A 21,457-nucleotide genomic window follows, 5' to 3' on the forward strand; every position below is an offset into this window, starting at 1 on the left:
CTACAGGAGGGCACATTCCAATGTCGGAGCTGCCGCAGGCTGCGATCTTTTCAAAGCAATGAAATTATTCCGGCTTCTGGTAGCTGTCGATCACTTCCTGCGCCGCCCTGAACGCATCAATCGCCGCCGGCACACCGGCATACACCGCGCAATGCAGAAGCGCCTCGCGAATCTCATCCACGGTGCATCCGTTGTTCAGCGCACCGCGCACGTGACCTTTCAACTCCTGCGGGCACTTGAGTGCAGTCAGGGCGGCAAGGGTGATCAGGCTGCGGGTTTTCAGCGGCAGGCCTTCGCGATTCCACACACCGCCCCAGGCGTGCTCATTGACGAAATCCTGTAGCGGCTGGGTGAATTCGGTGGCATTGCCCAGTGCGCGGTCGACGAAGGCGTCGCCCATCACTTGGCGGCGGACTTCAACGCCGGTTTTTTTATTCTCGGTCATGGGACTTCCTTCTTATGGTGTTGGCGACGCCAGGCGCATAGCGACGTGAACAGCAAAAACGTCACCAGCGCCGGCAGGACGAAAAACAGCATCAAGTGTTCCAGCTTGCCGGCCAGTGGCATGCCGGTGGTGAATGACACCACATGCAGCCCATACGCCAGGTACAAACCCAGAAACAGCAGGCCTTCGGCGCGGGTCACCCGGTAGCCGGTATAGAACAGCGGCAAGCACAGCACCGCGACGCCGAGCATCACCGGCAGGTCGAAATCCAGGGCGTTAGGCGACACCGACAGCGGCGACGGTGCCACCAGCGCGGTAAAACCGAGCACACCCAGGAGGTTGAACAGGTTGCTGCCGATCACGTTGCCCACGGCAATATCGCGCTCGCCGCGCATGGCCGCGATCAACGAAGTGGCGAGCTCAGGCAGTGAGGTGCTGACGGCGACGATGGTCAGGCCGATGATTCGCTCCGACAACCCAAGGTCGGTGGCGACCACAACCGCCGCGCCCAGCAGCAAGTGCCCGGCGTACACGAGCATCGCCAGCCCGGTGACGATCATCAGCAGGCTGCTGAGCCATGGCGCTTGCGCATGATGATCATGGCTGGATACCGGCCGTCCCGAATGCCGTGACTGGCGCAGCAACAAGCCCAGGTAAATCGCCAGTGCCGTCAGCAACATCACGCCGTCGGCACGGTTCAGTTCTTCATTCCAGGCGAGTACGAACACCAGCAGGCTGGCGCCGATCATCAACGGAATATCCAGGCGCACCAGTTGCCGGGAAACCCGCAAAGGAATGATCAGCGCGGACAACCCGAGGGTGACGAGGATGTTGAAAATGCTGCTGCCGATCACACTGCCGACGGCGATGTCGGCATTGTGCGCCAAGGTCGCTTGCAGGCTGACCGCCATCTGCGGTGCGCTGCTGCCGAGGGCGACGATGGTCAGGCCGATGATCAGCGGTCGTACGTGCAACCGCGCGGCGATGCGTACGGCGGCGCGTACCATCAATTCGGCGCCGACTATCAGCAGGAGCAATCCGCTGAGCAATTCGATCACGCTGATCAGAGGTAAATCGGCTAATCCGAAAATGGTCGGGGCTCCATCGGTCAGTCGTCGAGAGCTTGCACGCGAACCCGTGCGGTACCGCTGCTCAGCATGCCCAGGCGCTCGGCGGCTTCCCGGGACAGGTCGATCAGGCGGCCACGGGTGTGCGGCCCGCGATCATTGATGCGTACCACGCAGGATTTGTCGTTATTCAGATTGGTGACCTTCACCCGTGTACCGAAGGGTAGCTGGCGATGGGCGGCGGTCATGGAATTCATGTTGAAACGCTCGCCGTTGGCGGTGCGTTTGCCTTGGTGTTTGGCGCCGTAGTACGAAGCCACGCCGGTTTTATCGTAGCCGTGCGGATCGACGGTGTCGGTGCTGGCGCAACCGGCCAGGAGCGAGAGGAGGGAGCAAAGTCCAAGTAGACGCTTCATTTGAAAGCTTCCGAAAACAAATGTGGGAGCGACGGTGCGGTGGTCCGACTTGGTCGCGATTGGCATTCTGACAGTCAACTTTGTGTTGAGTGCCGGACCGCTATCGCGAGCAAGTCGAATCGTCGCACCGTCGCTCCCACAGGAGATGGAGCCAGATTTTAGAGCTGGCTCCATCCTCATCAGCCTTCGAGCTTGCTTTTGAGCAGTTCGTTGACCTGTTGCGGGTTGGCCTTGCCTTTGGAGGCTTTCATGGCCTGACCGACGAAGAAACCGAACATCTTGCCGCGCTTGGCTTCGTCTGCCGCGCGGTATTGTTCGACCTGCTCGGCGTTGGCCGCGAGCATTTCGTCCAGCACCGCCGAGATGGCGCCGGTATCCGTCACTTGCTTGAGGCCGCGCTTGTCGATGATCTCGTCCGCGCTGCCTTCGCCGTTGGCCATCGCTTCAAACACCACCTTGGCGATCTTGCCGGAGATGGTGTTGTCCTTGATGCGCAGCAGCATGCCGCCCAGAAGCTCGGCGGAAACCGGCGACTCTTCGATGTCCAGGCCTTGCTTGTTGAGCAGGCTGCCCAACTCGACCATCACCCAGTTCGCCGCCAGTTTCGCGTCGCCGCCGATGCTCGCGACTTTTTCGAAGTAGTCGGCTTGCTCACGGCTGGTGGCCAGGACGCTGGCGTCGTAGACCGACAGACCGAATTGTTCCTGGAAGCGCTCGCGCTTCTGCGGTGGCAACTCGGGCAGGGTGGCGCGCACGTCGTCGAGGAACGAGTTCTCGATGACCACCGGCAGCAGGTCCGGGTCGGGGAAGTAACGGTAGTCGTTGGCTTCCTCTTTGCTGCGCATCGGACGGGTTTCGTCTTTGTTCGGATCGTACAGGCGGGTCTGCTGGATCACTTTTCCGCCGTCTTCGATCAATTCGATCTGACGCTGGATTTCGCTGTTGATCGCCTTCTCGATGAAGCGGAACGAGTTGACGTTCTTGATCTCGCAGCGGGTGCCGAATTCGACCTGGCCTTTCGGACGGATCGATACGTTGCAGTCGCAACGCAGCGAGCCTTCGGCCATGTTGCCGTCGCAAATCCCCAGGTAACGCACCAGCGCGTGGATCGCCTTGACGTAGGCCACGGCTTCCTTGGCGCTGCGCATGTCCGGTTCGGAGACGATTTCCAGCAGCGGTGTGCCGGCACGGTTCAGGTCGATGCCGCTGGCGCCGCTGAATTCTTCGTGCAGGCTCTTGCCGGCGTCTTCTTCCAGGTGCGCGCGGGTGATGCCGACACGTTTGACCGTGCCGTCTTCGAGGGCGATGTCCAGGTGGCCCTTGCCGACGATCGGCAACTCCATCTGGCTGATCTGGTAGCCCTTCGGCAGGTCCGGATAGAAGTAGTTTTTACGGGCGAACACGTTGTGCTGGCCGATCTCGGCGTCAATCGCCAGACCGAACATCACCGCCATGCGCACCGCTTCCTGGTTCAGCACCGGCAGCACGCCGGGCATGCCCAGGTCTACCAGGCTGGCCTGGGTGTTCGGCTCGGAGCCGAAGGTGGTGGAACTACCGGAAAAGATTTTCGACCGGGTGGTGAGCTGGGTGTGAATCTCCAGCCCGATCACGACTTCCCATTGCATGTGTGTCTCCTCAGAAGCCGGTTGGGGTGCGGGTGTGCCAGTCAGTGTTGAGCTGATACTGGTGGGCAACGTTCAACAGGCGACCTTCCTGGAAATACGGAGCGAGCAGCTGCACGCCAACCGGCAGACCGTCGACAAAACCGGCCGGCATCGACAGGCCTGGCAGGCCCGCGAGGTTGGCCGTGATGGTGTAGACGTCTTCCAGGTACGCAGCGACCGGGTCGCTGTTCTTGGCGCCGAGCTTCCAGGCCGGGTTCGGCGTGGTTGGGCCGAGGATGATGTCGACTTCATTGAAGGCCGCCATGAAGTCGTTCTTGATCAAGCGACGGATCTTCTGCGCCTTCAGGTAGTAGGCATCGTAGTAACCGGCGGACAGCGCGTAGGCGCCGACCATGATCCGGCGCTGTACTTCCGGGCCGAAGCCTTCTCCACGGGAACGCTTGTACAGGTCTTCGAGGTTTTTCGGATCTTCGCAGCGGTACCCGAAACGCACGCCGTCGAAACGCGACAGGTTGGACGAGGCTTCCGCCGGGGCGATCACGTAGTACGCAGGAATCGCGTGCTGCATGTTCGGCAGGCTGATTTCCTTGATCACGGCGCCGAGCTTTTCCAGCTCCTTGACGCTGTTGTGGATCAGCTCGGCGATGCGCGGGTCGAGACCGGCGCTGAAGTATTCCTTCGGCACGCCGATGCGCAGGCCTTGCAGCGAACCGTTGAGACTGGCGCTGTAGTCCGGAACGGGTTCATCGATGCTGGTGGAGTCGTTCGGATCGAAGCCTGCCATACCTTGCAACAAAATCGCGCAGTCTTCGGCGGTGCGTGCCATCGGGCCGCCCTGGTCGAGGCTGGAGGCATAAGCGATCATGCCCCAGCGCGAAACGCGACCGTACGTCGGTTTCAGGCCGGTGAGGTTGGTCAGGGCTGCTGGCTGACGAATGGAGCCGCCAGTGTCGGTACCGGTCGCCGCCGGCAACAGACGAGCAGCAACTGCCGCTGCCGAACCACCCGACGAGCCGCCCGGCACGTGTTCCAGGTTCCACGGGTTTTTCACCGCGCCGTAGTAGCTCGACTCGTTGGCCGAACCCATGGCGAATTCGTCCATGTTGGTCTTACCCAGGGTCACGGCCCCGGCTGCGGCCAGCTTGGCGACGACGGTGGCGTCGTACGGTGCCTTGAAGTTGTCGAGCATCTTCGAGCCGCAGCTGGTGCGAATGCCCTGGGTGCAGAACAGGTCTTTGTGGGCGATCGGCGCGCCGAGCAGGGCGCCGCTCTCACCATTGGCCCGGCGGGCGTCAGCGGCTTTCGCCTGCGTCAGCGCCAGGTCTTCGGTGAGGCTGATGAAACTGTTGAGCTGCGGATCGAGCAGGGCGATGCGCGCCAGCAGGACCTTGGTCAGCTCTTCGGAGGAAAACTTTTTATCGGCGAGTCCGCGGGCGATCTCGGCCAGAGTCAATTGATGCATTGCAGGCTCTTTCCCTATTAGTCGATGACTTTCGGAACCAGGTACAGGCCGTTTTCGACCGCTGGTGCGATGGACTGGTAGGCCTCGCGGTGATTGGTCTCGGTCACGACGTCTGCGCGCAGGCGCTGGTTGGCCTCCAGTGGGTGGGCCAGCGGTTCGATACCGTCGGTATTGACCGCCTGCATTTCGTCGACCAGCCCGAGAATGCTGTTGAGGGCCGAAGTGATGTGTGGAAGATCGGCATCATTGAGGCCAAGGCAGGCCAGATGAGCGATTTTTTCCACGTCGGAGCGTTCAAGCGCCATTGGGATTCTCCAGTGGAAAACAAAACGGACGGCGTCCGTGTGTTAGATTGTCGGAACACTACCGCACTTCTACGGTCATAAGGCCGCGATTGTGGGGCTTGGTGCACAGAAAAGCGGCCAATTTAACATATTGGCGCCTTGCCCAAAATCCCTGTCGTTGTTAGAGTTTGCCGCACTTTTTTACCCACGCGTTGCCTAGGGTCCCTTTCCCATGTTCAAGAAACTGCGTGGCATGTTTTCCAGCGATCTTTCCATTGACCTGGGCACTGCCAACACCCTTATTTACGTGCGCGAGCGCGGTATCGTCCTGAATGAGCCATCGGTTGTGGCCATTCGGACACACGGTAACCAGAAAAGTGTCGTTGCTGTCGGCACCGAAGCCAAGCGCATGCTCGGCCGAACGCCGGGCAACATTGCTGCCATTCGTCCGATGAAGGACGGCGTGATTGCCGACTTCAGCGTTTGCGAAAAAATGCTGCAGTACTTCATCAACAAGGTTCACGAAAACAGCTTCCTGCAGCCTAGCCCTCGCGTGTTGATCTGCGTTCCGTGCAAATCCACCCAGGTTGAGCGTCGTGCCATCCGTGAATCGGCCCTTGGCGCCGGTGCCCGTGAAGTGTTCCTGATCGAAGAGCCAATGGCTGCTGCGATCGGTGCCGGCCTGCCGGTAGAAGAAGCTCGCGGTTCGATGGTCGTGGATATCGGTGGCGGTACCACTGAAATCGCGCTGATCTCCCTGAACGGTGTGGTTTACGCCGAATCCGTCCGCGTTGGCGGCGACCGCTTCGACGAAGCGATCATCACCTACGTGCGTCGCAACTACGGCAGCCTTATCGGTGAATCCACCGCCGAGCGCATCAAGCAGGAAATCGGTACGGCCTACCCGGGCGGCGAAGTTCGCGAAGTCGACGTTCGTGGCCGTAACCTGGCCGAAGGCGTTCCACGGGCATTCACCCTGAACTCCAACGAAGTGCTGGAAGCTCTGCAAGAGTCCCTGGCTACCATCGTTCAGGCCGTGAAAAGCGCCCTGGAGCAATCGCCACCGGAGCTGGCTTCCGACATCGCCGAGCGTGGCCTGGTACTGACCGGTGGTGGCGCCTTGCTGCGTGACCTGGACAAATTGCTGGCCCAGGAGACTGGTCTGCCGGTGATCGTTGCCGAAGACCCGCTGACCTGCGTTGCTCGCGGCGGTGGCCGTGCATTGGAAATGATGGATAAACACACCATGGACCTGCTTTCCAGCGAGTAAGTCGCCGGATTGCCTCTATGCTGTTGAGCGCGCAGGCGGCACTTTGCAGTGCTGCCTGTTCGCGTTTATCTTCTGTCAGTCTGCATCCAGGCCGGATTGCTGCCGTATGAATAAACAGAACATTTGCCTGGGAGGAGCGGCTTATTAAACCGCTTTTCACCAAGGGCCCTTCACTGGGCGTGCGCCTGTTGGTGCTGGTCGTGCTATCGGTCGCGCTGATGGTGGTCGATGCCCGTTTCAGTCTGCTCAAGCCTGCACGCAGCCAGATGTCGCTGGTGCTGATGGACGCCTACTGGATCACCGACCTGCCCGGACGATTGTGGGAAGGCGTAGCCAGTCAGTTTGGCAGCCGGACCGAACTCGTCGCCGAAAACGAAAAACTCAAAAGTGAAAACCTGCTGTTGCAGGGGCGCATGCAGAAGCTTGCCTCCCTGACCGAGCAGAACGTTCGGCTGCGCGAGTTGCTCAACTCTTCGGCACTGGTCAACGAGAAGGTCGAAGTGGCCGAGTTGATCGGCATGGACCCCAATCCGTTCACCCATCGCATCATCATCAATAAAGGTGAGCGCGACGGCGTGGTACTCGGTCAGCCGGTACTCGATGCCCGTGGCCTGATGGGCCAGGTGGTCGAGTTGATGCCCTACACCTCCCGCGTCCTGCTGCTGACCGATACCACCCACAGCATTCCGGTGCAGGTGAATCGTAACGGTTTGCGGGCGATTGCCAGCGGCACCGGCAACCCGGAGCGTCTCGAGTTGCGGCATGTGGCCGATACCGCCGACATCAAGGAGGGCGACTTGCTGGTCAGCTCAGGCCTCGGTCAGCGTTTCCCGGCCGGTTATCCGGTGGCGACGGTCAAGGAAGTGATTCACGATTCCGGCCAGCCGTTTGCCATTGTCCGCGCCGTTCCGACCGCTGCTTTGAACCGTAGCCGCTACCTGCTGCTGGTGTTCAGCGATAACCGGACTGCCGAAGAACGCGTCAACGCTGCCGCCCAAGCCCAGGAAAGCCTTGATGCACAGGGCGGTGGGCCGATCATTCCGCCGACGGTTCCGAAACTGGTCAATCCCGTGGTCCCGACTGCACCGACTGCACCGGCTGCTGCACCGGCGATTCCTGCCACGTCGGCGCCTGCGGCCTCCGCTCCAGCCAAGCCAGCCAAGCCAGTCACCACGCCAGCCAAGCCTGCGGCAGCTAAACCGCCAGCGGCGCAACCCGCTGCCGCGAAGCCTTCCGCCAAACCGCCAGTCTCCGCGCCGGCCACTCCAGTGGGGAGAGAATAATGGGCGGTGTGAAAGCATCTCGAAACGGCTGGATAGTCTGGCTGACGTTCGTCGTCGGTCTGCTGTTGAGCGTTTCGCCTCTGCCGCAATTCATGGAAATCCTGCGCCCGCTCTGGCTGGCCTTGTTGCTGGCATTCTGGGCGTTGAACCTGCCGCAGACCGTCGGGATGGTGACGGCGTTTTGCCTGGGGCTGGCTGAAGACGTGCTCTACGGTACCTTGCTGGGTCAGAATGCCTTGATCCTGACGCTCATCACCTATCTGGTGCTGGCGCTGCAACAACGCCTGCGGATGTTCCCGATGTGGCAGCAGAGCCTGGTGATCCTGGTGATCTTCGGCCTCGCCCAGCTTGTACAACTGTGGCTCAGTGCCTTGACTGGCAATCGTCAGCCGACGCTGGCGCTGGTGCTGCCGGCATTGGTCAGCGCATTGCTCTGGCCCTGGATCAGTTTCGGTTTGCGCGGACTGCGTCGCCGCTACAAAATCAATTAATTCGCTCAGGCATTGGACAGGGAGAGGTCTTGATGAAACGGTTGTACCTCGCCTCTGGTTCACCGCGTCGACGTGAACTGCTCACGCAGATCGGCGTACCGTTCTCCGCCATCAGTGCGGATATCGATGAAACTCCTTTAGCTCAAGAATCCCCATCGGCCTACGTCGAGCGCCTTGCGCGCGGCAAGGCCGAGGCCGGGCGCGGCAGCGTCGTGTCTGACGGACCGTTCTGTGTGCTCGGCGCCGATACCGCCGTGGTGCTCGACGGAAAAATTCTCGGCAAACCGGTTGATCAAGCGGATGCGTGCGCCATGCTGATGATGTTGTCAGGGTGTGAGCATGAAGTCCTGACCGCGATTGCCGTGCTCGATGGCGAACGTTGCGAATCCCGGGTTGTCACCAGTCGCGTGCGTTTTCGGGATATCAGTCGTGAAGAAGCCGTGGCCTACTGGGCCAGCGGTGAACCACGGGACAAGGCGGGCGGTTATGGTATTCAAGGACTGGGTGCGGTGTTTGTCGCCGGGCTCGATGGAAGTTATTCAGCGGTGGTCGGACTGCCGCTTTGCGAAACCGCGGAACTGCTCGGCCATTTCGGCATACCCTGTTGGCAACCCCGGAACGCGCTTTAAGCGTCTTCCTGAACAGATGCAGCCATTATCGTGAACATGCCTGAACGAGACCCTGCCATGAGTGAAGAGATCCTGATCAACATCACGCCGATGGAGTCGCGCGTGGCGGTGGTCGAAAACGGTGTCCTGCAAGAGGTCCATGTCGAGCGTACGCAAAAGCGCGGGATCGTCGGCAACATCTATAAAGGCAAGGTCGTGCGGGTATTGCCGGGAATGCAGGCGGCATTCGTCGATATCGGCCTGGATCGCGCCGCATTCATTCATGCGTCGGAAATTTCCCTGCGCGAAGGCCCGGCGGTCGAGAGCATCAGTGCGCTGGTGCACGAGGGCCAGAGCCTGGTTGTGCAAGTAACCAAGGACCCGATCGGTTCCAAAGGTGCACGCCTGACCACCCAGCTTTCGATTCCTTCGCGTTACCTGGTGTACATGCCGCGCACCGCTCACGTTGGCATTTCCCTGAAGATCGAAGACGAAGCCGAGCGCGAACGCCTCAAGCAAGTGGTCACCGACTGCGTGGCCAAGGAAGGGATCAAGGAGGCCGGCGGTTTCATCCTGCGCACGGCAGCCGAAGGTGCCGGCGCGGATGAAATCCTCATGGACATCCGCTACCTGCGCCGGCTCTGGGATCAGATCAACGCCCAGATCAAAACCATCAGTGCGCCGAGCGTGATCTACGAAGACCTCGGTCTGGCGCTGCGCACCCTGCGTGACCTGGTGAGCCCGAAAATCGAGAAGATCCGCATCGACTCCCGGGAAACCTTCCAGAAAACCACGCAATTCGTCGCCGAACTGATGCCCGAGATTGCCGACCGCCTGGAGCATTACCCGGGTGAGCGGCCGATTTTCGACCTGTATGGCGTCGAAGACGAAATCCAGAAGGCCCTCGAGCGCAAGGTCCCGCTCAAGTCCGGCGGTTATCTGGTGGTTGATCCGGCGGAAGCCATGAGCACCATCGACGTCAACACCGGGGCGTTCGTCGGCCATCGCAACCTCGAAGAGACCATCTTCAAGACCAACCTCGAAGCCGCGACGGCCATCGCCCGTCAATTGCGCCTGCGTAACCTGGGCGGAATCATCATTATCGACTTCATCGACATGGAAGATGAAGAACACCAGCGCCAGGTGTTGCGCACGCTCGAAAAGCAACTGGAACGCGATCACGCCAAGACCAACATCATCGGTATCACCGAGCTGGGCCTGGTGCAGATGACCCGCAAGCGCACCCGCGAAAGCCTTGAACAAGTGCTGTGCGAGCCGTGCAATGCCTGTCAGGGACGGGGCAAGCTCAAGACCCCGGAAACCGTTTGCTACGAAATCTTCCGCGAAATCCTGCGCGAGGCTCGCGCCTATCAGGCGGAAGGCTATCGTGTATTGGCGAACCAGAAAGTGGTGGACCGCCTGCTCGACGAAGAGTCGGGCAACGTCGCCGAGCTCGAAGGGTTTATCGGGCGCACCATCCGTTTTCAGGTCGAAACCATGTATTCCCAGGAACAATACGACGTGGTGCTGCTCTGAAGCATTTTGTTTTGATTGTTCGAGAAGGGCTGGCCTCAGCTTTTTGCAAAACTTTTGCCATGGGAGCCACCTGACATGGACCGTCTGACACGCATTTTGGCCGCACTGACCCGCTGGGGTCTGGGCCTGTGCGCGTTGGTTTTGGTATTGATGGCCCTCTACGTCAGCCTTGGCCGAGAGCTGACGCCGTTAGTCGCCGAGTACCGTGCAGATATCGAAACCAAAGCCAGCGATGCCTTGGGCATGCCGTTGCAGATTGGCGAGCTCGAAGGCAACTGGAGTGGATTCGCCCCCATATTGATGGCCCGCGACGTGACGGTCGGCGAGGGCGCCAATGCCTTGCGCCTGGATCAGGTGCGCGCGGTGCCGGACCTTTGGGCCAGCCTGCTGGCCCGCCAGGTACGCATCGCTCATCTGGAGTTCAGCGGCCTGAAGATCAACCTCAAGCAAGCTGAGGACGGTCAATGGGTGCTGGAAGGTTTGCCGGTGCGGCAGGACCAGCCCGCCGATCCGGAACAACTGCTCAATCGCATGCAGATGCTCCAGCAACTGTCGGTGCTCGACAGCCAGGTGACCTTGCAGCCGTTTGGCCAGTCGCCGCTGACCCTGACGTACGTCGGTCTGAATCTGAAAACCGGGGCGTCACGGCAGCGACTTGACGCACGACTGACCCTGCCTGACGGGCAACCGGTGGCCATGAGCCTGCGTACCCGTATTCGAGCCAGCGAATGGAAGGACGGTGAAGCCGAGGTCTACCTGAGCCTGCCGCAAAGCGACTGGTCGAAGTGGTTGCCCGAGCGAGCGACCCAAGAGTGGACTTTTTCCGAGATCAAGGCCGGCGGCGAGCTGTGGGCGACCTGGGGCAAAGGTACCTTGCAAAGCGCTGCAGTGCGCCTGAACGCGCCACAACTCAAGGGCGCTTACGGCGAGCGCAAGCCGATCCAGATCGATAACCTGGCGCTCAATGGCTACTTCCAGCGCAGTGCTAAAGGCGCGTCGGTGACTCTGGACTCCCTGGCAATGAACCTCGGCGAGACCCGCTGGGAGACGCATTTGCAGCTCACGCAAAGCGCCGCCACTGATAAAACCGAAGAGCTCTGGCACCTGCAAGCCGACCGGGTTGATCTCACTCCGCTGACCCCGCTGCTCAATGCGCTGGCGCCGTTGCCCGAAGGATTTGCCACGGTCGTTGAGCGGCTCAAGGTCACGGGTGGCCTGCGTAACGTGCTGGTCGATTTCCGCCCCAATGCCATCGACGACAGCAAGTTCGGGTTTGCCGCCAACCTCGACCAGGTAGGCTTCGACGCCTATCACGGCGCGCCGGCGGCGCGGAATGTCAGCGGCAGCATCAGCGGTGACCTGGGGCAAGGCGAACTGCGCATGGACAGCAAGGATTTCATGCTGCACCTGGACCCGATTTTCGCCAAGCCGTGGCAGTACATTCAGGCCAATGCGCGGCTGACCTGGAAACTCGATAAAGAAAGTTTCACCCTGATTGCGCCGTATCTGAAAGTGCTGGGCGAGGAAGGCAAGATCGCCGGCGACTTCCTGATTCGCCTGCATTTCGATCACACCCAGGAAGACTACATGGACCTGCGGGTCGGCATGGTGGACGGCGACGGTCGCTACACTGCCAAGTACTTGCCGACGGTCCTCAGCCCGGCGCTGGACGAATGGCTGCGCACGGCGATTCTCAAAGGCGCGGTGGATCAAGGCTTCTTCCAGTATCAAGGTTCGCTCAGCCATGGTGCTGCGGACGTCGATCGCAGCATCAGCCTGTTCTTCAAGGTTCACGATGCCGAACTGGCCTTCCAGCCGGGCTGGCCCCATGTCAGCAAGGTCAGCGGTGATGTGTTTGTCGAAGACAGCGGCGTGCGGATTCTGGCCAGCGCGGGCCAGTTGCTCGATACGCAGGTCAACGATATCTACGTCAACATTCCCCATGTGCCGGCCGGACAGAACGTTCATTTGTTCCTCGATGGCGGATTTGCCGGCGGTTTGGGCGATGGCCTGAAAATCCTCCAGGAAGCGCCGATCGGCACCGGGCCAACCTTTGCCGGTTGGGAAGGCGAGGGTGACCTGCAAGGCAAGTTGAAGCTGGATATTCCTCTGGCAAAAGGCGAGGAACCGAAGATCCTCGTCGATTTCAAGACCGCCAAGGCACGTTTGAAACTGGCCGAACCTGCGCTGGAACTGACCCAGCTCAAAGGTGATTTCCGTTTCGACAGCGGCAAAGGCCTGAGCGGGCAAAACATCAGCGCACGGGCGTTCGACAAACCGGTCACCGCACAGATTTTTGCCGATGGCAGCCCGGGCAAGCTCAATACCCGGGTGGCCGCGTCAGGGCAGGTCGAGGTCAAGAAGCTGACTGACTGGCTGAAGGTGACCCAGCCTCTGCCGGTGAGCGGCGTGATCCCGTATCAACTGCAACTGACCCTGGACGGCGCCGACAGCCAGTTGAGGGTCAATTCCAGCCTCAAGGGCGTGGCCGTCGATTTGCCTGCACCGTTCGGCATGACTTCCGAAGAAGGGCGCGACACGACGTTCCGCATGACCTTGCAGGGCGACGAGCGGCGCTATTGGGCCAGCTACGGGGACCTGGCGAGTTTCACGTTCGCGGCCCCGGCCAGCAATTTCGCCGACGGTCGCGGGGACTTGTTCCTCGGTGGCGGCGAGGCCGTGTTGCCGGGCACCAAAGGCCTGCGGATACGGGGCGTGCTGTCGGAGCTGGACGTTGGCCCGTGGAAGGATCTGGTGGACAGATACGCCGGACAGGACCCCGGAGGCAGCGCCAAGCAATTGCTCAGCGGCGCGGATTTCAAGGTGGGCAAGCTCAGCGGTATCGGCACCACCCTCGATCAGGCTTCGATCCAGGTAGCGCGCAAGCCTTCCGCCTGGGCGCTGCAACTGGACAGCCAGCAGATCAAGGGCAGTGCCAGTCTTCCCGATTCGAAGGCCACGCCAATCGCGATCAATCTGCAAACCGTGCGCCTGCCCGCACCGGACCCGACCGTGCTGGCCGATGAAAACTCGCCGGATCCGCTGGTGTCGGTGGACCCGACGAAAATCCCCGCGATGGATATCACCATCAATCAGCTATTCCAGGGGCAGGATCTGGTGGGGGGCTGGTCGCTGAAAATTCGTCCGACGCCCAAGGGCATCGTGTTCAACTCCCTGGATTTGGGCCTCAAGGGCATGCTGTTGGTGGGCAGCGGCGGCTGGGAAGGCGTGCCGGGTGCCAGCAACAGCTGGTACAAGGGCCGTATCAGCGGCAAGAACCTCGCTGATGTGCTCAAGGGCTGGGGTTTTGCACCGAGCGTCACCAGCCAGGACTTCTATATGGATGTCGATGGCCGCTGGCCCGGCTCACCGGCCTGGGTGGCGACCAAGCGTTTCTCCGGCTCGCTCGATGCGACGCTCAATCAGGGCCAGTTCGTCGAGGTTGAGGGCAGTGCCCAGGCGCTGCGGGTATTTGGCTTGCTCAACTTCAACTCCATCGGCCGACGCCTGCGCCTGGACTTCTCCGACCTGTTCGGTAAAGGCTTGAGCTATGACCGGGTCAAGGGACTGCTGGTTGGGACCAATGGCGTGTATGTCACCCGTGAGCCCATTCGGCTGACAGGCCCGTCGAGCACCATTGAACTCGACGGCACCCTGAACATGGTGGCCGATCAGATCGATGCGAAACTGATGGTGACCTTGCCGGTGACCAATAACCTGCCAATTGCCGCACTGATCGTCGGTGCACCGGCGGTCGGCGGGGCGCTGTTCCTGATCGACAAGCTGATCGGTGACCGCGTCTCCCGTTTCGCCAGTGTGAAGTACACCGTCCAGGGGCCGTGGAAAGAACCGAAAATCACCTTCGACAAGGCTTTTTGAGATCCTTTTGAAAAGGCACTCGGCAAGCCTATGGAGTAGCATGGCCGCATACGATTCCAGGAGTGCGCCATGTCTGTAGCGGTGATTCAAATGGTCAGCCAGAGCGATGTGCCGGCCAATCTGGCCCAGGCCCGTCGGCTGCTCGAGCAAGCGGCCGCCGGTGGCGCGAAGCTCGCGGTATTGCCGGAAAACTTCGCCGCCATGGGCCGGCGCGACATTGCCGACATCGGGCGCGCCGAAGCACTGGGCGAAGGCCCGATCCTGCCCTGGTTGAAACAGACCGCACGCGACCTCAAGTTATGGATTGTGGCCGGCACGTTGCCGTTGCCGCCGGTGGATCAGCCGACGGCGAAAGTGCATGCCTGTTCGTTGCTGGTCGATGACCAGGGCGAAACGGTGGCGCGCTACGACAAGCTGCACCTGTTCGACGTCGACGTGGCCGACAATCGTGGCCGTTATCGTGAATCCGATGACTATGCTTATGGCAGCGGGGTGGTCGTGGCGGACACGCCTGTCGGCCGGGTTGGCCTGACGGTCTGCTATGACCTGCGCTTTCCCGAGCTGTACAGCGAATTGCGTGCGGCCGGCGCCGAACTGATTACCGCCCCTTCGGCCTTTACAGCGGTAACCGGCGCGGCGCATTGGGATGTGCTGATTCGTGCGCGAGCCATAGAGACGCAATGTTACGTGCTCGCGGCTGCCCAGGGTGGTACGCATCCGGGGCCGCGGGAAACTTTCGGTCATGCTGCCATCGTCGACCCGTGGGGGCGTGTGCTGGCACAACAGGATCAAGGCGAGGCCGTGCTGCTGGCCGAACGCGACAGCAGTGAACAGGCGTCCATCCGGGCGCGGATGCCGGTGTCCAGTCACCGGCGCTTTTTCTCGCAGGGCGCCCAGCGACCTGCATCAGAACGACGAATTTAAGGCGTAAAGCATATGAGCGAGTTGTTGTCCTCAGTCAGTGAACACCTGCTGGCGCCCGGTGGCGTCACGATCGAGAGCCTGCAAGGCGTGCTCGGCGATCTGGCCGGGCCGGGCATCGATGCGGCCGACCTGTATTTCCAGGGGCAGATCTCCGAGTCCTGGGCGCTGGAAGACGGCATCGTCAAGGAAGGCAGCTTCAACCTTGACCAAGGCGTGGGCGTGCGTGCGCAATCGGGCGAAAAAACCGGTTTTGCCTACAGCAATGCCATCACCCTGGAAGCGTTGGGTGCCGCCGCCCGTGCTGCCCGTTCGATTTCCCGCGCCGGGCAGAACGGCAAGGTGCAGGCGTTCACTACGCAAGATGTCGCGCAGTTGTACGGGCCGGACAATCCGCTGGAAGTGCTGACCCGCGCCGAGAAAGTCGATTTGCTCAAGCGAGTCGATGCTGCGACCCGTGCCCTCGACCCGCGCATCCAGCAAGTCACCGTGAGCATGGCCGGTGTCTGGGAACGGATTCTGGTGGCTTCCACCGACGGCGGTCTGGCGGCGGATGTGCGGCCGCTGGTGCGTTTCAACGTCAGCGTGATCGTCGAGCAGAACGGCCGCCGCGAGCGCGGCGGTCATGGCGGTGGCGGTCGCACCGATTACCGTTATTTCCTCGGCGAAGACCGCGCCATGGGCTATGCCCGTGAAGCGTTGCGCCAGGCGCTGGTCAACCTCGAAGCCATTCCTGCACCGGCCGGTACCTTGCCGGTAGTGCTCGGTTCCGGCTGGTCGGGCGTGCTGTTGCACGAAGCCGTCGGTCATGGTCTGGAAGGCGACTTCAACCGCAAGGGCAGTTCGGCTTATAGCGGGCGCATGGGCGAGATGGTTGCGTCGAAGCTGTGCACCATTGTCGATGACGGCACCTTGGCCGGTCGTCGTGGCTCGTTGAGCGTCGACGACGAAGGTACGCCGACCGAGTGCACCACGCTGATCGAAAACGGCGTACTCAAAGGCTACATGCAGGACAAGCTCAACGCTCGCCTGATGGGCGTGGCACGCACTGGTAATGGCCGTCGCGAATCCTACGCGCACCTGCCGATGCCGCGCATGACCAACACTTACATGCTCGCCGGCGAAAGCGATCCGGCGGAGATCATCGCCTCGGTGAAACGCGGCATCTATTGCGCCAACCTCGGTGGCGGTCAGGTGGACATCACCAGCGGCAAGTTCGTGTTCTCCACCAGCGAGGCCTACTTGATCGAGGACGGCAAGATCACCGCTCCAGTCAAGGGCGCGACCCTGATCGGCAACGGGCCGGAAGCCATGAGCAAGGTGTCGATGGTCGGTAATGATCTGTCGCTGGACAGCGGCGTGGGCACGTGTGGCAAGGATGGGCAGTCGGTGCCGGTGGGTGTCGGCCAGCCAACGCTGAAGATTGATGCGATCACCGTGGGTGGCACGGGCTCGTAAGAGGTGAGGCTGCGGGTGAGCTGCGAGGCAGCTCACCCGATTCGAGAATTAACGCAGACCGCGTTGAGTCTCGTCCAGCTCACGGATGTACTTGAAGATTTTACGGCTGGAAGCAGGAGGCTTGTTTTGCGCAAGCTCATGCTGGGCCTGACGGATCAGGGAACGCAATTGCTGGCGGTCCGCGTCCGGGTAGTCGACGACGAATTTTTCCAGAACGGCATCGTCGCCGGCGATCAGACGATCGCGCCAGCGCTCCAGGTTATGGAAGCGTTCGTTGTATTGGCGGGTGGAGGCATCGAGTTGATCGAGCAGAACCAGAATGGCGGCAGTGTCCTGATCGCGCATCAGTTTGCCGATGAACTGAAGATGCCGTTTACGCGCGATGTTCGCGGTGTGCTTGGGCGCATCGGCCAGAGCCCGACGCATTCCGTCGGTCAAGGGCAGTTTTGCCAGCAAGTCAGGCTTGAGTGTTGTAAGGCGCTCGCCAAGGTCAACCAGAGCATGCAGCTCGCGTTTGACCTGGGATTTGCTTTTTTCTCCCGTATCGAGGGAGTCGTCGTAAGAATCAACCATGGTGGCCGTCCGCAAAGAAACGCCGCCATGATAACCAGTCGGGGGCCGCTTGTCCGGCCCGGTCGCTCGATGACCGTTACCGAAAGCAGAATTTGAGTGGAGAACAGCATGAGTGCAGTTGAAAGCGTCGGCCCACAAGCGTTGCCGGCACTGCAGGAACAAGTCGAGCAGATCATCGCTGAAGCCAAACGCCAGGGGGCCAGTGCCTGTGAAGTGGCGGTGTCGCTGGAGCAGGGTTTGTCGACTTCGGTGCGCCAGCGTGAGGTCGAAACCGTTGAATTCAACCGCGACCAGGGTTTTGGCATCACCTTGTACGTCGGTCAGCGCAAAGGCTCGGCCAGCACTTCGGCCAGCGGTCCTGATGCGATTCGCGAAACCGTCGCCGCTGCACTGGCCATCGCCAAACACACTTCGGAAGATGAAGCCTCGGGCCTGGCGGATGCCGCGCTGATGGCCAGGGACCTGCAGGATTTCGATCTTTTCCACGAATGGGACATCACCCCGGAACAGGCCATCGAAAAAGCCTTGCTCTGTGAAGCGGCGGCCTTCGATGCCGATACGCGGATCAAAAACGCCGACGGCACGACCCTCAGCACCCACCAAGGCTGCCGCGTTTATGGCAATAGCCACGGGTTCATCGGCGGTTACGCATCGACTCGCCACAGCCTGAGCTGCGTGATGATCGCCGAGGCCGATGGTCAGATGCAGCGCGATTACTGGTACGACGTGAACCGCCAGGGCAACTTGCTGGCCGACCCGGTGAGCATCGGTCAGCGGGCTGCGCAACGGGCGGCGAGCCGTCTGGGCGCGCGTCCGGTGCCGACTTGTGAGGTGCCGGTGTTGTTTTCCGCAGAATTGGCTGGGGGGCTGTTCGGCAGTTTCCTGTCGGCGATTTCCGGCGGCAGCCTGTATCGCAAGTCTTCGTTCCTTGAGGGCACACTCGGGCAGAAGCTGTTTCCGGAGTGGCTGACCATCGACGAGCGTCCGCATCTGATGCGCGCCATGGGCAGCGCAGCGTTCGACGGTGACGGTTTGGCAACCTACGCCAAACCGTTCGTCGAAAAGGGCGAGTTGGTGTCGTACATCCTCGGTACCTATTCCGGGCGCAAGCTCGGCATGCCGAGCACGGCCAACGCCGGCGGCGTGCACAACCTGTTCGTTACCCATGGCGACGAAGACCAGGCTGCCTTGCTGCGGCGCATGGGACGCGGGCTGTTGGTCACCGAGTTGATGGGCCAGGGCCTGAACATGGTGACCGGCGATTACTCCCGTGGCGCAGCGGGTTATTGGGTCGAGAACGGCGAAATCCAGTTTGCAGTCCAGGAAGTGACCATCGCCGGCAACATGCGCGACATGTTCAAACAGATCGTTGCAGTGGGTAATGACCTTGAGCTGCGCAGCAACATTCGCACAGGTTCCGTGCTGATCGAGCGGATGACGGTGGCAGGCAGCTAAGCCTCGGCCGTTGTACAAAAAGGCGCGCCACCCATTGGGTGGCGCGCCTTTTTTTATTGGCTGCACCGCCAATCCCTGTAGGAGCGAGCCTGCTCGCGAAGCGGAGTGTCAGGCAACATTGATGCTGAGAGTGATGATGCGATCGCGAGCAGGCTCACTCCTACAATGGGCTCGGTGTATCTTTCCACGCTTGTTTTGTTTCTCATTATCATTTAATAATAAATCTCATTATCGAATGAGCCCCGGATCATGAGTTCTGCCTTGCACGAGCAGCCTTACCTCGAAAGCTGGCGCTGGATGAGTCGCCAGATCCGTTGCGCGATGTGCCCCGACGAACCGCGTCTGATCGACCACTACCTGGCTGAAGGCCGGTACCTGGCGGCTTGCACGACCATCTCACCCTGGACCGTCGCCGAAACTTCCTTCCGTTTGTTGCTCGACACCGCTGCCGATGTCGCGCTGCCGTGGCACTGGCGCACTTACTGTCTCGACCAGGCCTGGCGCCCGCTGCGCGAACTGGAACGTCTTTCGTTATGCAAATGCCGCCTCAAGCGCTGGCAGAGCTACACCTGGCAACTCGCGACCTGTGAGTTGCAGCCGTCGATTCCTTTAAATGAACTGGTGCAAGGATTTACAGATGACCAAGACACGTATTGAGCGCGACAGCATGGGCGAGCTTCAGGTCCCGGAAGACGCCCTCTACGGCGCACAGACCCAGCGTGCAGTGGATAACTTCCCGATCAGCGGTAAACCGATGCCGGTTCAGTTCATCCGCGCGCTGATCCTGGCCAAGGCAGCGGCCGCCCGCGCCAACGTCGAGCTCAAGCAGATCAGCGAAGCTCAGGGCAAAGCTATCGTCGACGCGGCCCAAGGCTTGCTCGAAGGCGATTTCATGCAGCATTTCCCGGTGGATATCTTTCAGACCGGTTCCGGTACCAGCTCCAACATGAACGCCAACGAAGTGATTGCCACGCTGGCCAGCCGCTTGCTCGGCGAGGTGGTGAACCCCAACGATCACGTCAACTGCGGGCAGAGCAGCAACGACATCATCCCGACCACCATTCACGTCAGCGCAGCACTGGCGCTCCATGAACAACTGCTGCCGGCACTGAAGCATCTGGTGCAGGTCATCGAGCGCAAGGCCGAGCAGGTCCATCATCACGTCAAGACCGGGCGCACGCACCTGATGGACGCCATGCCGGTGCGCATGAGCCAGGTGCTCAACGGTTGGGCGCAGCAACTCAAGGCCAATATCGGCCATTTGCAAAACTTGCAGCCAAGCCTGCGATCCCTGGCCCAGGGCGGTACGGCGGTGGGCACGGGTGTCAACGCCCACCCCGAGTTCGCGGCGCGTTTCAGCCGGCAGCTCAGCAAACTGACCCGGATTGAGTTCCAGCCAGGCAAGGACCTGTTCGCGCTGATCGGCTCCCAGGACACTGCCGTTGCAGTCTCCGGACAGCTAAAGGCCACCGCCGTGTCGCTGATGAAAATCGCCAACGACCTGCGCTGGATGAACTCCGGCCCGCTGGCCGGTCTTGGCGAGATCGAACTGGAAGCCTTGCAGCCGGGTTCTTCGATCATGCCGGGCAAGGTCAATCCGGTCATTCCCGAGGCCACGGCGATGGTCGCGGCTCAGGTCATCGGCAACGACAGCGTGATCACCATCGCCGGTCAGTCGGGCAACTTTGAACTGAACGTGATGCTGCCGATCATCGCCCAGAACCTGCTGAGCAGCATCGAGTTGCTGGCCAATTCCAGCCGTCTGCTGGCAGACAAGGCCATCGCCAGCTTCAAGGTCAACGAAGGCCGGATCAAGGAAGCGCTGTCACGCAATCCGATTCTGGTCACCGCGCTCAACCCGATCATCGGTTACCAGAAAGCTGCCGAGATTGCCAAAAAGGCCTATCAGCAAGGCCTGCCAGTGATTGACGTCGCGTTGGAACACACCGACCTGTCGCGCAGCCAGCTGGAAGAATTGCTCAACCCGGAAAAACTCACTGCGGGCGGCGTGTAAGCCCCGTTACCGCTTTGGAGGCGCACCATGGAGTCCATTGAACATGGCTTTTACCTTGCCTGCCTTGCCGTACGCCTACGACGCCCTGGAACCGCACATCGATGCGCAGACCATGGAGATCCACTACACCCGGCATCACCAGACTTACATCAACAACCTCAACGCGGCCGTTGAGGGCACTGAGTATGCCGACTGGCCCGTGGAGAAGCTGGTGTCTGCAGTACAGCAACTGCCGGAAAAACTGCGGGCGGCGGTGATCAACCAGGGGGGCGGCCACGCCAACCATTCGTTGTTCTGGGAAGTCATGGCGCCCGGTGGTGGTGGCGAGCCCGACGGCGCGCTGGCCAAGGCTATTAAGGAGCAATTGGGCGGTCTCGACAGCTTCAAGGAGGCCTTTACCAAGGCCGCGCTTACCCGTTTCGGCAGTGGCTGGGCCTGGCTGAGCGTGACCCCGCAACAGGCTCTGGTGGTGGAAAGTAGCGGTAACCAGGACAGCCCGTTGATGAACGGGAATACGCCGATTTTGGGCCTCGACGTCTGGGAGCACGCCTATTACCTGCGTTATCAGAACCGCCGTCCGGAATACATCAGCGCGTTCTACAACGTGATCAATTGGCCGCAAGTCGCTGCGCGCTATCAGGTCGCACTGGTTTAAGTCCTCCATAAAAAC

The 21,457-nt window shown here is 60.9% G+C and carries 19 protein-coding genes; 12 read left to right on the top strand and 7 right to left on the bottom strand.

Annotation, left to right across the window (positions count from 1 at the left end; all coding sequences use genetic code 11):
• Positions 1 to 64: 64 nt before the first annotated feature.
• The 6 genes from AABM52_RS04140 to gatC all read right to left on the bottom strand — a co-directional run bounded on the left by AABM52_RS04140 (position 65) and on the right by gatC (position 5,320).
• Positions 65 to 445 carry a carboxymuconolactone decarboxylase family protein gene (locus AABM52_RS04140; protein ID WP_007981449.1) on the bottom strand — a complete coding sequence of 127 codons (381 nt, stop codon included), beginning with the start codon at positions 443 to 445 and terminating at the stop codon, positions 65 to 67.
• Positions 442 to 1,503: a calcium/sodium antiporter gene (locus AABM52_RS04145; RefSeq protein ID WP_347910604.1), complete on the bottom strand. Its 1,062-nt coding sequence runs from the start codon at positions 1,501 to 1,503 to the stop codon at positions 442 to 444. The genes AABM52_RS04140 and AABM52_RS04145 overlap by 4 nt, the downstream gene beginning before the upstream one ends.
• Positions 1,504 to 1,553: 50 nt before the next feature.
• The gene (locus AABM52_RS04150; RefSeq protein WP_347910606.1) at positions 1,554 to 1,928 is read right to left on the bottom strand and encodes a septal ring lytic transglycosylase RlpA family protein; all 375 of its coding nucleotides are present in this window, start codon (positions 1,926 to 1,928) and stop codon (positions 1,554 to 1,556) included.
• Positions 1,929 to 2,107: 179 nt separating this feature from the next.
• A complete protein-coding gene (gene gatB, locus AABM52_RS04155; RefSeq protein WP_347910607.1) occupies positions 2,108 to 3,553 on the bottom strand; it encodes an Asp-tRNA(Asn)/Glu-tRNA(Gln) amidotransferase subunit GatB in 1,446 nt (481 codons plus the stop codon).
• A 10-nt stretch (positions 3,554 to 3,563) separates the two neighbouring features.
• Positions 3,564 to 5,015: an Asp-tRNA(Asn)/Glu-tRNA(Gln) amidotransferase subunit GatA gene (gatA, locus tag AABM52_RS04160; RefSeq protein ID WP_347910609.1), complete on the bottom strand. Its 1,452-nt coding sequence runs from the start codon at positions 5,013 to 5,015 to the stop codon at positions 3,564 to 3,566.
• A 17-nt stretch (positions 5,016 to 5,032) separates the two neighbouring features.
• Positions 5,033 to 5,320, bottom strand: a complete 288-nt coding sequence (gene gatC, locus AABM52_RS04165; RefSeq protein WP_046040026.1) for an Asp-tRNA(Asn)/Glu-tRNA(Gln) amidotransferase subunit GatC — start codon at positions 5,318 to 5,320, stop codon at positions 5,033 to 5,035.
• Between the two features lie 211 nt (positions 5,321 to 5,531).
• On the opposite strand from gatC, the gene mreB reads away from it, so the two are divergent.
• From mreB to tldD, 8 genes are all read left to right on the top strand, one after another.
• Entirely contained in the window at positions 5,532 to 6,569 is a 1,038-nt protein-coding gene (mreB, locus tag AABM52_RS04170) for a rod shape-determining protein MreB (RefSeq protein WP_002555108.1), read from the top strand.
• Between the two features lie 143 nt (positions 6,570 to 6,712).
• Positions 6,713 to 7,852 carry a rod shape-determining protein MreC gene (gene mreC / locus AABM52_RS04175; RefSeq protein WP_347912581.1) on the top strand — a complete coding sequence of 380 codons (1,140 nt, stop codon included), beginning with the start codon at positions 6,713 to 6,715 and terminating at the stop codon, positions 7,850 to 7,852.
• Positions 7,852 to 8,343, top strand: a complete 492-nt coding sequence (gene mreD, locus AABM52_RS04180) for a rod shape-determining protein MreD (protein WP_057398874.1) — start codon at positions 7,852 to 7,854, stop codon at positions 8,341 to 8,343. Before mreC ends, mreD begins: the two co-directional genes overlap by 1 nt.
• 32 nt (positions 8,344 to 8,375) lie before the next feature.
• The gene (locus tag AABM52_RS04185; protein WP_347910612.1) at positions 8,376 to 8,972 is read left to right on the top strand and encodes a Maf family protein; all 597 of its coding nucleotides are present in this window, start codon (positions 8,376 to 8,378) and stop codon (positions 8,970 to 8,972) included.
• 57 nt (positions 8,973 to 9,029) lie between these two features.
• Complete coding sequence (rng, locus tag AABM52_RS04190) at positions 9,030 to 10,487, top strand: ribonuclease G (RefSeq protein WP_008018726.1); 1,458 nt, start codon at positions 9,030 to 9,032, stop codon at positions 10,485 to 10,487.
• 75 nt (positions 10,488 to 10,562) lie between these two features.
• Complete coding sequence (locus AABM52_RS04195) at positions 10,563 to 14,366, top strand: YhdP family protein (protein ID WP_347910613.1); 3,804 nt, start codon at positions 10,563 to 10,565, stop codon at positions 14,364 to 14,366.
• Between the two features lie 69 nt (positions 14,367 to 14,435).
• The gene (locus AABM52_RS04200) at positions 14,436 to 15,290 is read left to right on the top strand and encodes a carbon-nitrogen hydrolase family protein (RefSeq protein ID WP_347910615.1); all 855 of its coding nucleotides are present in this window, start codon (positions 14,436 to 14,438) and stop codon (positions 15,288 to 15,290) included.
• A gap of 12 nt (positions 15,291 to 15,302) precedes the next feature.
• Positions 15,303 to 16,745 carry a metalloprotease TldD gene (gene tldD / locus AABM52_RS04205; RefSeq protein WP_347910616.1) on the top strand — a complete coding sequence of 481 codons (1,443 nt, stop codon included), beginning with the start codon at positions 15,303 to 15,305 and terminating at the stop codon, positions 16,743 to 16,745.
• Positions 16,746 to 16,793: 48 nt separating this feature from the next.
• On the opposite strand, the gene yjgA is transcribed toward tldD, so the two are convergent.
• On the bottom strand, positions 16,794 to 17,318 hold the full coding sequence (gene yjgA, locus AABM52_RS04210; protein ID WP_008046139.1) for a ribosome biogenesis factor YjgA: 525 nt from the start codon (positions 17,316 to 17,318) through the stop codon (positions 16,794 to 16,796).
• A 108-nt stretch (positions 17,319 to 17,426) separates the two neighbouring features.
• Here yjgA and pmbA point away from each other — a divergent pair, with 108 nt between their 5' ends.
• The 4 genes from pmbA (at position 17,427) to AABM52_RS04230 (ending at position 21,442) form a co-directional block, all read left to right on the top strand.
• Positions 17,427 to 18,773 (top strand): metalloprotease PmbA, encoded by a 1,347-nt coding sequence (pmbA, locus tag AABM52_RS04215; protein WP_347910618.1) that lies wholly within the window; start codon positions 17,427 to 17,429, stop codon positions 18,771 to 18,773.
• 249 nt (positions 18,774 to 19,022) lie between these two features.
• Complete coding sequence (locus tag AABM52_RS04220) at positions 19,023 to 19,430, top strand: FagA protein (protein WP_347910619.1); 408 nt, start codon at positions 19,023 to 19,025, stop codon at positions 19,428 to 19,430.
• The gene (locus tag AABM52_RS04225) at positions 19,411 to 20,787 is read left to right on the top strand and encodes a class II fumarate hydratase (RefSeq protein ID WP_347910621.1); all 1,377 of its coding nucleotides are present in this window, start codon (positions 19,411 to 19,413) and stop codon (positions 20,785 to 20,787) included. The genes AABM52_RS04220 and AABM52_RS04225 overlap by 20 nt, the downstream gene beginning before the upstream one ends.
• A 43-nt stretch (positions 20,788 to 20,830) precedes the next feature.
• Positions 20,831 to 21,442, top strand: a complete 612-nt coding sequence (locus AABM52_RS04230) for a superoxide dismutase (protein ID WP_347910622.1) — start codon at positions 20,831 to 20,833, stop codon at positions 21,440 to 21,442.
• The last annotated feature ends 15 nt before the right edge of the window (positions 21,443 to 21,457 follow it).

The organism is Pseudomonas grandcourensis (assembly GCF_039909015.1).
GTDB classification, from domain to species: Bacteria; Pseudomonadota; Gammaproteobacteria; order Pseudomonadales; family Pseudomonadaceae; genus Aquipseudomonas; species Aquipseudomonas grandcourensis.

Bases quoted from the DNA above. Each gene is read 5' to 3' on its own strand.
- AABM52_RS04140 (WP_007981449.1), bottom strand. From the start codon at position 445: ATGACCGAGAATAAAAAAACCGGCGTTGAAGTCCGCCGCCAAGTGATG.
- AABM52_RS04150 (WP_347910606.1), bottom strand. From the start codon at position 1,928: ATGAAGCGTCTACTTGGACTTTGCTCCCTCCTCTCGCTCCTGGCCGGT.
- gatB (WP_347910607.1), bottom strand. From the start codon at position 3,553: ATGCAATGGGAAGTCGTGATCGGGCTGGAGATTCACACCCAGCTCACC.
- gatA (WP_347910609.1), bottom strand. From the start codon at position 5,015: ATGCATCAATTGACTCTGGCCGAGATCGCCCGCGGACTCGCCGATAAA.
- gatC (WP_046040026.1), bottom strand. From the start codon at position 5,320: ATGGCGCTTGAACGCTCCGACGTGGAAAAAATCGCTCATCTGGCCTGC.
- mreB (WP_002555108.1), top strand. From the start codon at position 5,532: ATGTTCAAGAAACTGCGTGGCATGTTTTCCAGCGATCTTTCCATTGAC.
- mreD (WP_057398874.1), top strand. From the start codon at position 7,852: ATGGGCGGTGTGAAAGCATCTCGAAACGGCTGGATAGTCTGGCTGACG.
- AABM52_RS04185 (WP_347910612.1), top strand. From the start codon at position 8,376: ATGAAACGGTTGTACCTCGCCTCTGGTTCACCGCGTCGACGTGAACTG.
- rng (WP_008018726.1), top strand. From the start codon at position 9,030: ATGAGTGAAGAGATCCTGATCAACATCACGCCGATGGAGTCGCGCGTG.
- AABM52_RS04195 (WP_347910613.1), top strand. From the start codon at position 10,563: ATGGACCGTCTGACACGCATTTTGGCCGCACTGACCCGCTGGGGTCTG.
- AABM52_RS04200 (WP_347910615.1), top strand. From the start codon at position 14,436: ATGTCTGTAGCGGTGATTCAAATGGTCAGCCAGAGCGATGTGCCGGCC.
- tldD (WP_347910616.1), top strand. From the start codon at position 15,303: ATGAGCGAGTTGTTGTCCTCAGTCAGTGAACACCTGCTGGCGCCCGGT.
- yjgA (WP_008046139.1), bottom strand. From the start codon at position 17,318: ATGGTTGATTCTTACGACGACTCCCTCGATACGGGAGAAAAAAGCAAA.
- pmbA (WP_347910618.1), top strand. From the start codon at position 17,427: ATGAGTGCAGTTGAAAGCGTCGGCCCACAAGCGTTGCCGGCACTGCAG.
- AABM52_RS04220 (WP_347910619.1), top strand. From the start codon at position 19,023: ATGAGTTCTGCCTTGCACGAGCAGCCTTACCTCGAAAGCTGGCGCTGG.
- AABM52_RS04225 (WP_347910621.1), top strand. From the start codon at position 19,411: ATGACCAAGACACGTATTGAGCGCGACAGCATGGGCGAGCTTCAGGTC.
- AABM52_RS04230 (WP_347910622.1), top strand. From the start codon at position 20,831: ATGGCTTTTACCTTGCCTGCCTTGCCGTACGCCTACGACGCCCTGGAA.